Genomic DNA, 12,128 nt, shown 5'->3' with positions numbered 1-12,128 from the left:
GCCGCACCTTCAACCAGCGTGGTGGCGCGGCCAGCCAGCCCCCCGCCGCCTGTGTTGCGGCTGTAGCCACTGGTGTTGATGCCACCGCTGCCACCCGTGGCATTCGAGGTGATCAGCGCGCGCGTGGGCACACCCGGCTGGTTGCCTGCCCCGACACCTGGCCCCGCGCCGCTGCCCACGCCCGCACCTTGCTTGATGCTGGTGTTGAGTTGCACTGCAACGGGCGCGCCACGTACCTGGGCGATCTCGTCCTTCGCGGCCAGCAGGCCCATGCCGGCCACCTTGCGACGCGCAGCCTCGACTTCGCCGGCGGGCTTGTTGTCAACCGGTGCACGCGCTTCGGGTACCGGTGCGGCCTTGGGTTCGTCCTTGATGCGCGCGGCCTGCTTGCGAGGTGCTGCCTTCACCGGCACGGGCTGGCTTTCCTGAACGGGGGCGGCCTTGGCTTGTGGCTCAGGCTGCACCGCGGGCTTGACGGGTATGGGTGGCGCCGTGTGTTCCAGCAGCAACTTGGCCATGGGTGCGGGCAATGCGGGCGCCTGCGTGTGATCAGGCTCAGGCGTGGGTGACAGCAGCACGATCAGGCACAAGATCACCGTGATGATCAGCACGGTGCTGGTGACGCGCTTGAACAGCCGCTCGTCATCGGCCGAGTCTGCCCAGGCCAGCACCGGGGTGCGGAAAGACACCAAGGCGGCGGTGCTCACGATGCGCTCCTCTGGCGGACCGCAAAGGACACGTCCGCATAGTTGGCGCTGGCGCTGGTGGCCATGATCTTGCGCAGCAGGCGGTAGGGGATGTCCTTGTCGCCCATGATGGTCAGGCGCCGCGCTTGCGCATTGTTTTCCTGACGGATCACTTCACGGCTGGCGAGCGCTTCCAGTTCCGCCTTCAAGGGCGCGATCAGGTCTTCCCGGGCGTCGATCACATCGGCCACGGCGGCCACCTTGCGGCCGTCCACCACGATCTCGGTGGCGTTGACCACGATCACCACGGTTTCATGCGGTGCCGTTTGAGCCTCGGACATCGGCAGCTTCACCGACTTGGGGCTGGCCAGCGTCTCCACGCCGCCCGCGTTGGACAGCAGAAAGAAGATGAGGATGGTAAACACGTCGATCAGGGACACGAGGTTCATGTCCACCGCATTGCCGTGCCGTGCGCGCCGCTCCGCGCGCCTTTGTCTGGGGGTGAGTGACATGGCCCCTCTCTATCGTGTGGCGACCGGTGCGTCACCGATCGAGATGTTGGGGAAGAGTTCGCCGCGCACGATCTGGTTGCCTTGCACCACATGCCCTGCGCGCACGGCGTCCATCACCTGCACCAGGGTGTCGTAAGGCGTATTGGCTTGCGCCAGCACGGTGGCATCCAGCTTCTCGGGAAACTTGTTCTTGATCTGCTGCACCAGCCTGGACAAGGCCGCCACATCGGGCACGCCATCCTTGTTGGGGATGCGCTCGATGAGGCCGCCCACACGGTCACCCACCTCCAGCGCTTCGGGCTGGATCACGATTTCGAGTTGCAGCTCGTTGACCTTGAGTTGCGCCACGCCCGAGCTTTGGGCAGGCAGGCTCAGGTCGATGACGGCCAGGCGCGAGAACACTGCGGTGGACAGCAGGAAGGGCACCAGCACCACGATCAGGTTGATGAAGGCGGTGATTTCCAGGTGCGCCGCGGTCTGGCGCCTCCTTCTGGATCGGCCGGCCATGTCAGCGCCCCGAGGCTTGCTGCTGTTCGGCGCGGATGCGCGTCACCACGTTGAGGAAGCTCATCTTGGCGGCCTCCAGGCCGTCGATGATCTCGCTGGTCTTGGATTGCAGGAAGGCGTGGATCAGCAGGAAGGGAATGGCCACCATCAGCGCAAAGGCCGTGTTGTTCATGGCGATCGAGATACTGGCCGACAGCATCTCGGACTTCTCTGCCGGGTTCACCTGGGCCACGGCCGTGAAGCCCTTGATCAGGCCAATGATGGTGCCCAGCAGGCCCACCAGCGTGATCACGTTGGCAAAGGTGGCGATGTAGTGCGTGCGCTTTTCGAGGCGGGGCACGATTTCCATCATGCCTTCTTCCATGGCTGCATCGAAGTCTTCACGGCGACCGGGGCTTTGCATGCGCTCCAGCCCGTGGTGAACGATGTTGCCCACGGCCGCGTCGGAATTGGCGGTCAGCGACAGCACTTCCTTGAACTGGCCCTTTTGCAGCAGGGGCAGCACCTGAGCCCACACCTTGCTGTTGTCACGGCGCGCGCGCGACAGGTAGATGAAGCGTTCAACGGCTATGGCCACGCCCAGGGCCATGATCAGCACGCTGGGGTAAATGAACAGGCCGCAATCCTGGAAAAACTTGACGGCGGTTTCGAAGGCATTCATGGCTCGGATCTCCAATGACAGATGGGGCAGGTGTGGGGCAGGCAGGGCTTGAACAGAAAGGCGGTGTGCAGCGCGTGATGCCACGTCAGGGGGGCGTGGCTGGCGCTGCGCCCTCGGCGGCCTTGGCTTGTTGTTGCGCGAGTTGCCGCGCTTGTTGTTGAGACTGGTATTGCAACTGGCGACGGAACACGTCGCGGTCGATCGGCGCCAGGGCTTCATCGACGACGCTGACGAGCGGGCGCCCGCTCAGGTCACCCGGCACCGGCTTCTTCCAGGGCACGATGTAGAGCACCTTGGGCAGCTCGCGGTTGCCCAGAATCGTGGTGGGGTCGATGACGGCACGGTCTTGCGCGATCGCAGGGGCACTGGCCAGGGCGATGCACGTGGCGGTACACACTGCGGTACATGTGGCGAACACATGGAAGGGACGCTTCATGAGGCCTCCTTGGGCTTGCGCTTCTTGATCTCGGCGACCCACTTGGCCACGGTGGCATCGCCAGCGGGGGTGAGCGTCAGGTAGCGTTCGTACAGCGTGAGGGCGCGCGCCGTGTCACCCAGGTACAGGTCGGACAGGATGCCCAGATTGAGCACCGCTGGCGCGTAGCTGGCGTCTTGCGCGATGGCCTGTTCATAGGCTGCACGGGCCTTGTCGAACTGGCCCAGCTGGCGATAGGTGGCGCCCAGCTGGTTGAAACGTGCTGGCTGTTTCGGGTTCTGCTGCACGGCTTGCTCCAATGCGGTGGCAGCGTCACTCAGCTTCGCGCGGGAGGGCATGGTCGAGGTGTCGACGCCTTCGCCGCGTTCGCGCTTGCCATAGCGCACCGGCAGCATCTCGCGCAGGGCGTCGAAGCTGCGTTGCACCCATTCGTCGTAGATGCCTGTTGCGGCGCGGCGGGCGTTGACCTCATGCAGATCACTGGCCTTTTCTTCAAACGGGAAGGCCTGTTCTTCCAGCATCACGTTGTATTGCTCCAGCTCCACGGCTGACAGCTTCCTGGGGCGCTGAGACGCCAGCATGGCCTTGCCGAAGTCGCGGTACAGGGACGCGATGTGATAAGTGGCCGCCGTGCTCACATCGGCCACGCCGGGCTCCGAGGCCAGGGCATAGGCCTTGAGGGCCTCTTCCATCCTGGCCTTCTTCAGCTTGAGCTGCTTTTGCAGGGGCTCGACCAGGGCCACCTCGCGGTAGGCCTTGGCCACGGGCTCGGCCAGCGCCAGTGCGGCTGTGGCGCCCAGATAGCGGGTGCGATCGGTGCGTTCGTTGCCACCGTTGAGATCAGCCAGGTAGATGTCTTTTTGCAGCGCCAGCTCGCGTTTGGCGTTGCCGTCTTCCCTGGCCAGTTGAACCAGTCGGGCGCGCGCCTCGATGGCAGGCAACAACGGGGCAGGGCGCATGGCCAGACTCTGCGCCAGGTGGCGTTCGTAAGCCTTGGCGGCGGCAGCGCGGGCCCCGGCCTTCTCGTGGAACTCGGCGGCCTGCCACAGGGCATCACGAGCCACGGTGGCATCGCTGCTGCCGGCCGATACGCGTTCCAGCTCGCTGGCGGCCTTGGCCCATTGGCCTTGTTCGGTGTAGGCCAGCGCCAGCTTGGGCGCGACCTCGGCTTGCAGCGTGTGTTTGGGATAGCGCTGGCGGAAGTCTTCCAGCGACGCAGCAGCGGCACCCCAGTCCTTCATGGCGATCAGCGCGGCAGCGGCATCGAACTGGGCGTTGGCGCGGATGGCCGATTGCGGGGCCACGCTGGCCACACGGGTGAAGTGGGCCACCGCGTCGCCCCACTGGCCTGCAGCCCGGGCTTGTTCGCCTTGCTTGTATACCGCGGCGGCCTGGCGCTCGATCAGCTCGTTGCGGCCAGCGGCTTGCGCGGGCGTGAGCAGCAAGACCTGTGCATAGGCCTGTTCTGCGGTGTCAAAGGCCTGGCGCTCGAAGGCGGTGTGGGCCAGTATCGTCCAGGCCACGCGGCGTTGTGGCTCGGCGGCGGGCGGCTTCAGATCCAGCACCTGTTGGGCCACTTGCGCGGCCTGGCTGGCATCGTTGAGCGCGTACAGCTTCTCGGCTGCATCACTGAGCACGGGGCCCGTGCGCGCATCGGTGGGGAAGGCCTTGGCAAATCGCAAGGCACTGGCCACGCCTTGACGTTGCAAGGTGGGCAGCGCCTGGGCGTCTGCCCTTTTCTGAACTTGCGCGTGGCTCAGCAAGGCCGCATAACCGGCATCGGCGCTTTGCGCATGCGCGGGGTAGTCATAAGCGGCCTGTTCGTATTCGGTGATGGCCTCGGCGAAGCGAGCGTCTTCAAACAACAGTTCAGCCAGCAGGAAGCGCTTGCGGGCAGCCTGCGGGGCATCCGGGAAGGACACGAGCAGTTCGCGGTACCAGTGCACGGCTTCCTGATAGTCCGCAGAGCGCTTGCTGCGTTGGGCCAGGGCGTGATGGTGGCTGGCCAGTTCCGCCAGATGGGTCTGCACCAGCGGCTGTGCCGTGGCCCAGGCTTGCGGGCTGGCCGTGCGGAAGTCGCTCTGGCGGCCGTAGTGCGCCACGAACTGCTTCTTGGCCTCCAGCGCCAGGGTGGCAAAACCGGCGCGTTCGTAGATCTCGATGACGCGCGAGTGCAATCTGGGCGCCTGGGCATCCAACGGTGCGCGTGTGGCAAACAGGTTGAAGGTGTCAGCCGCGTCCTTGGGTCGATCCTGTTTGAGGTAGAACTCGCCCAGTTGTTCGTAGACGTGGAAGGCGTAGCGTTGGCGGGCATCCTGCGGTGTCTGCGCGGATACGGGCGCGCTGGTGTAGCTGGCGATGCTCTCGGCGCCTTGCAGATTGGTCAGACACAGGCTGATCACGCGGAAGGTGTCTTCCAGCAACTCACGCTCGGCGCGGCCCAGGCCTTCGACGCTGCTCAGGTTGCCTTCGCCAGGGTTGTGCCCCAGCTTGATGTCCAGCACGCCGAAGAAGGCATGCAGCGCCTCGTCCAGGCGCCCTTGCTTGAAGCGCGACCAGCCCTGCATGTACAGCGCACGGTCTCGGTAGGGGTTGATGCGGTCTGGCTCCAGCACGGCCGCGTAAGCTTTTTCTGCTTGCGCGTACTGGCGGGCGCTGAACAGCAGTTCACCGCGGCGGAACTGGGCCTCGTCGGCATAGGCCGTGTCGGGGTGTGCTTGCACCAGCTGGGTCAGGGTCAGCAGGGCGGCTTCCAGTTGGCCAGCCTGCTCCTGGGCGCGGGCGAGCTGGTACAGCACCAGGTCACGGTTGGGGGCTTGTGGGTGAGCCGCCAGGTGTTCCTGATAGCGGGCGATGGCGGCGCGGTAGTCAGGCTCGCCTGTGGCATTGGGATCGGCGCTGAGCTTGTCGGCGCGGTCCATCTCCAGATCGGCCAGGCGGCGCAAGGCCTCGGCGCTTTGCGGCGAGTTGGGCGCGCTGTCCAGGAACTGGCGATAGGCCTGGATGGCTTGGGCTTCGTTGATGCCTTCCACCGCGTCAGGCTTGACCGTGATCTGCTGCGAGGCCAGTGAACGCAGGGTGGGTGGCTCCTTGCTGCTGCGCAGGATGCCGCAGGCGCTGAGCAAACAGGCCGATGCGAGCAGAGACAGGCGCCAGGTGGCGTCAAGGCTTGGGCGCATCGGCTGCTCCCTTCTGGTCTTTGCTGCTGCCTGCTTGCGTGCCAGTCTGACCGTCTGATGTGGGCTTGCCACCTTCCGTGGCACGGTCATACAGTTGCGCCACGGCAAAGCGAGCTTGCACCGTATAGGCGTCCAGGTTCTCTTTCTGGCGCGTGAGTTCGGCCACGGCCATGTCCTGCACGACGGTCTGCTGTTCGGCACTCAGTGCGGCCACCTTGGGGATCATCACATCGAGCAAGGGCACGAGGGCCTGAATGCGGTCATCGAACTGGTCGAAGCGTTGTGGCTCTTCTCGCATGGCCAGCGCAATGGCGGCGTCGCGGCGTTGCGCTTCAGCCAGGCCTTCATTCATGGCGCGCAGGGCCTTCTGGGCTTCCCACAGTCGCACGGGCTGCTCTTGTGCAAGCTGCCAGTTCAGTACGCCGGCGGCCAGGCGGATGCGTTCGCGGGCCTGCACGATGTCGGGGTCGTCATCAGGTGCCTGGGTGATGGCTTGAACGCGGGCCACGCGGTCCAGCAAGGCCTGTTGCCTGACATCGGCGAACACCACGCCGTCCTGGTCGACTTCGCCTTGCGCCACTTGCGCCGAGGCGGCATCGACGCGTTGTTGCAAGGCCTGGATGCTTTGCGCGCTGGTGCGTGCGTTGACCTGGGCAAGGCGGTCGGCAAAGGCCTGTCGGCGCGTGGCCAGCATGTCCTTGAAGATGTCGATCTTGTCTCGCCAGGCTTGCAGGTGCTGCGCCAGGTGGCGTAGATCACGCAGGTTCTTGAAGGCTTCCTGAAACGGGTGGGTGGCCAGCAGCGAGCTCAGGTGCGCCGGGTGGGGCAGATCGGGCAGGTCGTCCATCTGCCAGCCTTCACCCATGTGCCCCTGTGGGTTGCGGGTCAGCAGGCTGTCGACCAGTTGACCAGATCGAATCAGCTCGATGGATTGATTCAGGCTGAGACGCTCGCGCTCGAAGCTGTCGATGGCGGCCGTGTAGTGCTGCAATGCCTGCCCGCTGGCGCCCAGTTGCGCATAGGCATAGGGAACGGCAATGCGGGCTTCCAGCGAGGCCGAGTCCTGGCCATCTCGCGCAGTGAGCGCCAGCCAGGGCACCAGCGCCGATTGCGGTGCATGTTGGTCCAGCGCGGCCCAGCCATAGGCGAGCAGGGCCTTGTTGCTTTCGGGGCCGTGCAGTGTCACGCGCTCCAGGTATTGCCGCGCGGCGGGTGCCTGTTGTGCCGCGAGGGCGGCAAAGCCCAGGGCCACATTGGCACGGTCGCGCAGGGCGCGTTGCTCGTCGTTGTCGACGGGTTCCTGGCCCAGCGCGTCCAGCGTGGCGGTGCCGGTGGCCGTGTCGCCCGCCTTGATCTGCGCCACGCCCAGGTTGAAGCGCGCCACGCGTGCAGCCGGGGTCTTGCCCGTCATGGTTTGCAGGACTTGCGCGGCGCCCTTGTAGTCTGCGCGGGCCATCAGCAGTTGCGCCTGCAGCAGGCTGCGGTCTTCATCAAGGGGGGCTTGCAGCGTCCCCTGGATCTGGCTCAGCGCCTCTTGCGCGAGCGCCAGTTCGCCCACCTGATAGCGGATCCTGGCCAGGTAGAACCAGGCGCGATCGCGCACGGCTGGGCTGGCGCCTCGCTCGATCAGGCGCGTGAAGATGTCTCCGGCGTCACGGTGCAGGCCATAGCTCAGCAGCATGCCGCCGCGCAGCACCTCGGCTTCGTCGTCATGAGGCGCGATGCGTTGAAAGTGCTGTGAGGCCATCAGCGTGGTGGTGGCCGTGAAATAGTCTTCCTGAAAGAAATGGAAGACAACATCGCCATAGTGCGGCGCCTGAACCAGACGCGGTGGCTTCGCTTCCTGGCCAGCGGCATGGGCCAGCAACGGCCAGCTCAAGCCCAGCATGCCCATCGTGAGCACGGCCAGGCCGCGCAGGGCCACGGGCGCCATTCGACTCATGCCGCGTGAGGGGCCGGCGGGTCGAAGTGGACGCGGGCGAAGAGGCGGAAGACGCATGGTCGGCATGGTCGTTTATTGCCAGACCTTGACGTTGAACTCGGGCTGCAGCTTGGCCGTGGCATCCTCGATGCGCAGTTCGATGTACTTGGCTTCTGTGCCCTTTTCGAACTTCACCGTTGCGCCGCGTTTGTAGTCGCGCTCGTGCGGGCCCACACCTGTGAAGGTGGCCACGAGTTCATGCTCGCCCACGCGCAGATTGCCCAGGAAGACACGTTGCACGCCGCCACGCTGCAGGGCGGCGAGTTCGCGTGGCGTGTAGAGGTAGTTGGCCACGAGCTTGTCGTCCAGCCTGATCTGTACCGAATCCAGCGTGAACAGCTTGCCCACGTCCAGCGACACGAACACGGCCACTTGCGTGCTGGCAGGGAAGAGCAGTTCTTCTTCCAGCACCAGCAGATCGCGGTTGAGCTGGATGACATCGCGCTTGGTGCCCTGGATGCGCTCGTCCAGCGTGGCGGGGGCTGGCGTGCTGGTGTCGGGCGAACTGGCGGCTGCGCTGGCTGGTGCAGCAGCGGCTGCAGGCGCGCTGGCCGTCGTGCTGACCGTTGTGCCGGGGGCGCTGGCGGCAACGGGTGGCACGGGCTCGGCCGCACGGCTGGTGTGGACCAGCGCCGCACAGCTCATCAGCGCGGTCAGGATCAGAGGCAGGGCTCGCAGGCGCATGGTGAAGCACTCATCTCGTCAGAAATTGGAGGACACGAACACCTGCATCACGCTGGCGTTGTAGTGGTAGAGCTGGCCGGTGCGGATGTCCGTGAAGTCCTTGAACTTGTATTGCACGTACTCCAGCGCGCCGTTGAGCGTGATGTCGTACTGGCCTGGCACCTTTTTCCAGGTGTAGGCCACCTTGCCAGCCAGGCTGGTGTCGTCGAAGGTGCTGAGTTGCCGGTTGCGCGAGACGTAGCGGGTATCCGACTGGGCGTTGTCGCTGTAGAACAGGGCCTTGTGCTGGGCATGGCGTCGCAGCGTGACGTCAACCAGCCATTCGGTTCCGAAGTAGCGGCTGTAGGTCAGATCCAGGGTGCTCGATGCAATGCCCCAGGTGTCCCAGAAATAGCGGTAGCCAAACTGGACGGCATCGCGCGAGCCCAGGTCCCCTGCCACGCGGAACTTGAGCGCACGCGATGATCTCGTGGCGGGCACATGCTCGGGTACCGCCGCACCAAACACATAGGCCACGCGGTAGGGGCTGCCCAGATAGCCGTTGTCGGCCAGGGCCTCGGCATTGAGGCTGGCGATCCAGCGGGGCGTGAGAATGAGCGAGCCACCGACGCGGTACTGCCAGTGATCGGCCGTGGCGGCAAAGCTGGGCTCGCCATGTTTGCGCACATTGTCTGCGCCGCGGGTGAAGCCCATGGAGATGGTGGACTGGCCACCGAACACCTCCTGCGAGATGTCCAGGCCCATGCGCTTGGCCACGTAATCGGGCTCCTGGCTGGTGCTGGTCGACACGGTGATCTGGGCGTTGCGGTAGACGTAGTCGGCGTTCAGGCCATACTCGGTGCGCCGCTCGCTGAAGGGGCTGGCCGAGGTGACGACATCAATGGAGGCATTGCTGACCGCATCGACATACACGGTGCCCGTGACGGCCACCTTGTCGAGCAGGTTCTTGCGCACCAGCACGGCGGGCCCTTGTGCCCTGACGCCGCCGCCATCATGCAGGTGGTAGAGGAGTTCGGCGCGGTCCGTTCCCAGGTCAACCGCCTTGGCGCCGCCCACGGCAAACAGGCTGCCCAGGATGCCCAGGACCTGCTTCAGCCATTGAAAAGCCACGCGTGCCAGGCCGCGTGAGGAAGAATGGATGCGATCAGTTGCAGCCACAGCCGCCTCCCTGTACGCCAGTGGCGCCTCTGGCGCCTTCGCGCACATCACGCACGTGCTCGCGGCTCTTTTCAGCCAGCGTCCCGCGTGTGAAGCTCATGATCGGGTCGGCCATGCGCTCGCGCTCATAAGGCTTGACCCAGGGTTGGATGGCGCAACCGCTCAACAGCGTGAAGCCCGTCAGGGTCAGGAGGCTGATGAAGCGCAGCCTTGGGGTATGCCAGCGCGCGCTCATTTCAACAGCTCCCGGATCTGCTTCTCGTACAGGGCCTCATAGCCGTTGAGGTAGCCACGGTGCACGAAGCGTACCTTGCCGTCACGGTCGATCAGGTAGGTGGACGGCATCGCCTGCAGATCGTATTGATCGCTGACCTTCTTGTCGGTGTCCAGCAGCACGGGGAACTGGATGCCCAGCTTGGTGGCCACGGCGGCGGCATTGGCAGGATCGTCATCCACGTTCACGCCCAGCAGGACCAGGCCGGCTCGGTTGTACTTCTCGTGCAGGCGATTGAGGTGGGGCATTTCTTGCCGGCACGGGCCGCACCACGTGGCCCAGAAATTGACCATGACCACCCGGCCGCGGAGTTCCTGCAGGCGTGTGTTGGGGCCCTTCATGGCGTGCAAGGTGAAGTCAGGTGCCTGAGAGGCCACCTGCACATTGGCAGAGGCCTGCAGGGCGCAGCTGGCAGCCAGTGCCGTCAGGCTGTAGCGAAGCCAGTGGGTAAGGCGCATGGTCTGGTGCGGGTACATCCTGTGTGGCCTCAGAAGATGAAGGTCGCGCCAGCGGTGAACTCGAGGTTGTTCGTGCTCTGCTGCTTGCCCAGGATGTCCAGCGTGAAGATGTGGTTGCGTGCGTCGAGCTGCAAGGCGGCCCAGTCGTTGAGGTAGACGCGAAAGCCTGCGCCATAGTTGATGGTCTGGCGCTTGCGATCGACAAACTTGGTGCTGCCCACGCCACCGATCAGGTACAAGGCCGAAGGCTTGGCATGCTTGCTGCCAATGAACACTTCACCGGCCAGCACGTTGTAGCCAATGGAGAGGTTGTAGTAGCTGAGCTTTTCCTGCTCTTCCTCGAAGACGCCGCCGGGCAGCACCTGGCGGAAGGCCTCGTCACTGACCTTGGTCTGCCCGAAAGCCGCTTGAACGAAGAAATCTTCGGTGATGGCATAACCCAGACGGAAGCCTCGCACCTTGCTGGCGCCAAAGTTCTGCGTCGAGTAGGTGCCCATGAACAGACCGAAGTCGAAGTCATTGGACGGGAAGTGCGGCACGTCTACTTCGCGCGGCTCAACCTGCGGCACGATGGGTGGTTCTTCTGCCTGGGCGCTTGCAAAGGCAAGGCACAGCACCAGCGGGAGCAGGCGAGGCGCGATCGAGCGGGTTCGGTAAAACATGGGCCGGAGTCCGTCTAGAAAAAGAAGGCCACGCCAATGGAGCTGGCGCGGTATTCGGTGGTGACCGAGTCGGAGAGGTAGACCGTGTGCAGGCCGTAGTCGGCACGCAGCAAGAAGCGATCGCTCACGTGGTAGTTCAGCCCCACGGCGGCATGGGTCAGTTTGGAGTTGCTCGTGGTGGCGCCCACCAGGCTGGCGTTGGGCTCGTTCTTGAAACGCCCCACGCCAATGCTGGCAAAGGGTGACCAGCGTTGATCCGACCAGGGCTCGGCCATCAGGTCGACATGCCAGTAATCCGATCCCGCGAACTTGCCTTGAACCTGGCCCAGCGTGAGCTCCAGGCTGAGTGTTTCCGACATGCGGTAGCCGGCCCAGGCCTTGAGCGCCGGCTCGCTTTTGAAACGACCCCAGGCGGCACCCATCTGCAGGCTGCGGTTCAGGAAGTCGTCGAGCATGATGTCCCGAAAGCTTTTGCCGACGCCTGCTGCGGTGAGGGTCGAGGTCAACTGCTGCCGCACGACCCAGCCCACCTGGCCTTTGGCCGTGCGCACGCGGTACCAGTCCGTATGGCGCAGTTCGATCTCGATCCACTCATGGCGCAGCACCACCTGCGTGACAGGGAAGCCTCGACCTGGGCCGGTGTGCAGCTCGATGTAAGGCTCGGTGACCTGCAGACGTTCTGCCGAAGCGCGCTCGGTAGCCTTGGCCTCGGCCGGCACCACTGCCTGAGGTGCCGCAGGCGGTGTGGACTCATCTGCCGCACGGGCACCCGCATGGCAGAGCATGCCCGTCAGGAGCGCTGCGATGGCAGGAGAGGAAATGCGTGTCGCCATCATGGTGGGTTGCAGGCCCCGGTCAGCGGGTCTGGCGGTGAAAACATGGAAGAAGCGGCCGCGCTGAACTCGTCCTGGCCCCGGGGCATGGGGTTGT

At 64.9% G+C, this 12,128-nt stretch carries 12 protein-coding genes and 1 pseudogene; all 13 read right to left on the bottom strand.

The annotated features are described in order from the left end of the window. Positions 1-707 (bottom strand): annotated as a pseudogene (locus VFW93_RS17150) (energy transducer TonB); the annotation flags it as partial. Next, positions 704-1,198 carry a biopolymer transporter ExbD gene (locus VFW93_RS17145; RefSeq protein ID WP_329695168.1) on the bottom strand — a complete coding sequence of 165 codons (495 nt, stop codon included), beginning with the start codon at positions 1,196-1,198 and terminating at the stop codon, positions 704-706. The gene VFW93_RS17145 and the pseudogene VFW93_RS17150, both read right to left, overlap by 4 nt. Positions 1,199-1,207: 9 nt before the next feature. Continuing rightward, entirely contained in the window at positions 1,208-1,705 is a 498-nt protein-coding gene (locus VFW93_RS17140; RefSeq protein ID WP_329695167.1) for an ExbD/TolR family protein, read from the bottom strand. 1 nt (position 1,706) lies between these two features. Next, the gene (locus VFW93_RS17135; protein ID WP_329695166.1) at positions 1,707-2,366 is read right to left on the bottom strand and encodes a MotA/TolQ/ExbB proton channel family protein; all 660 of its coding nucleotides are present in this window, start codon (positions 2,364-2,366) and stop codon (positions 1,707-1,709) included. Positions 2,367-2,451: 85 nt separating this feature from the next. Beyond that, positions 2,452-2,802 (bottom strand): hypothetical protein, encoded by a 351-nt coding sequence (locus VFW93_RS17130; protein ID WP_329695165.1) that lies wholly within the window; start codon positions 2,800-2,802, stop codon positions 2,452-2,454. Further along, complete coding sequence (locus VFW93_RS17125; RefSeq protein WP_329695164.1) at positions 2,799-5,981, bottom strand: tetratricopeptide repeat protein; 3,183 nt, start codon at positions 5,979-5,981, stop codon at positions 2,799-2,801. The genes VFW93_RS17130 and VFW93_RS17125 overlap by 4 nt, the downstream gene beginning before the upstream one ends. Beyond that, complete coding sequence (locus VFW93_RS17120; protein ID WP_329695163.1) at positions 5,965-7,914, bottom strand: hypothetical protein; 1,950 nt, start codon at positions 7,912-7,914, stop codon at positions 5,965-5,967. The genes VFW93_RS17125 and VFW93_RS17120 overlap by 17 nt, the downstream gene beginning before the upstream one ends. Positions 7,915-7,995: 81 nt before the next feature. Continuing rightward, entirely contained in the window at positions 7,996-8,646 is a 651-nt protein-coding gene (locus VFW93_RS17115) for an AraC family transcriptional regulator (RefSeq protein WP_329695162.1), read from the bottom strand. An 18-nt stretch (positions 8,647-8,664) separates the two neighbouring features. After that, entirely contained in the window at positions 8,665-9,804 is a 1,140-nt protein-coding gene (locus tag VFW93_RS17110) for a DUF3570 domain-containing protein (protein WP_329695161.1), read from the bottom strand. After that, a complete protein-coding gene (locus VFW93_RS17105; RefSeq protein ID WP_329695160.1) occupies positions 9,791-10,039 on the bottom strand; it encodes a DUF4266 domain-containing protein in 249 nt (82 codons plus the stop codon). The genes VFW93_RS17110 and VFW93_RS17105 overlap by 14 nt, the downstream gene beginning before the upstream one ends. Further along, entirely contained in the window at positions 10,036-10,536 is a 501-nt protein-coding gene (locus VFW93_RS17100; RefSeq protein WP_329695159.1) for a TlpA disulfide reductase family protein, read from the bottom strand. Before VFW93_RS17100 ends, VFW93_RS17105 begins: the two co-directional genes overlap by 4 nt. Positions 10,537-10,565: 29 nt before the next feature. Beyond that, the gene (locus VFW93_RS17095) at positions 10,566-11,198 is read right to left on the bottom strand and encodes an outer membrane beta-barrel domain-containing protein (RefSeq protein ID WP_329695158.1); all 633 of its coding nucleotides are present in this window, start codon (positions 11,196-11,198) and stop codon (positions 10,566-10,568) included. Between the two features lie 14 nt (positions 11,199-11,212). Beyond that, positions 11,213-12,034: an outer membrane beta-barrel protein gene (locus VFW93_RS17090; protein WP_329695157.1), complete on the bottom strand. Its 822-nt coding sequence runs from the start codon at positions 12,032-12,034 to the stop codon at positions 11,213-11,215. Positions 12,035-12,128: the final 94 nt, after the last annotated feature.

The organism is Aquabacterium sp. (assembly GCF_036279675.1).
GTDB lineage: Bacteria > Pseudomonadota > Gammaproteobacteria > Burkholderiales > Burkholderiaceae_C > Aquabacterium.
Note: the sequence above shows the minus strand (reverse complement) of the source record. Positions and strands in the feature narration are given on the sequence as shown.

Bases quoted from the DNA above. Each gene is read 5' to 3' on its own strand.
- VFW93_RS17130 (WP_329695165.1), bottom strand. From the start codon at position 2,802: ATGAAGCGTCCCTTCCATGTGTTCGCCACATGTACCGCAGTGTGTACC.
- VFW93_RS17135 (WP_329695166.1), bottom strand. From the start codon at position 2,366: ATGAATGCCTTCGAAACCGCCGTCAAGTTTTTCCAGGATTGCGGCCTG.
- VFW93_RS17115 (WP_329695162.1), bottom strand. From the start codon at position 8,646: ATGCGCCTGCGAGCCCTGCCTCTGATCCTGACCGCGCTGATGAGCTGT.
- VFW93_RS17105 (WP_329695160.1), bottom strand. From the start codon at position 10,039: ATGAGCGCGCGCTGGCATACCCCAAGGCTGCGCTTCATCAGCCTCCTG.
- VFW93_RS17140 (WP_329695167.1), bottom strand. From the start codon at position 1,705: ATGGCCGGCCGATCCAGAAGGAGGCGCCAGACCGCGGCGCACCTGGAA.
- VFW93_RS17090 (WP_329695157.1), bottom strand. From the start codon at position 12,034: ATGATGGCGACACGCATTTCCTCTCCTGCCATCGCAGCGCTCCTGACG.
- VFW93_RS17120 (WP_329695163.1), bottom strand. From the start codon at position 7,914: ATGGCGCCCGTGGCCCTGCGCGGCCTGGCCGTGCTCACGATGGGCATG.
- VFW93_RS17125 (WP_329695164.1), bottom strand. From the start codon at position 5,981: ATGCGCCCAAGCCTTGACGCCACCTGGCGCCTGTCTCTGCTCGCATCG.
- VFW93_RS17100 (WP_329695159.1), bottom strand. From the start codon at position 10,536: ATGCGCCTTACCCACTGGCTTCGCTACAGCCTGACGGCACTGGCTGCC.
- VFW93_RS17145 (WP_329695168.1), bottom strand. From the start codon at position 1,198: ATGTCACTCACCCCCAGACAAAGGCGCGCGGAGCGGCGCGCACGGCAC.
- VFW93_RS17095 (WP_329695158.1), bottom strand. From the start codon at position 11,198: ATGTTTTACCGAACCCGCTCGATCGCGCCTCGCCTGCTCCCGCTGGTG.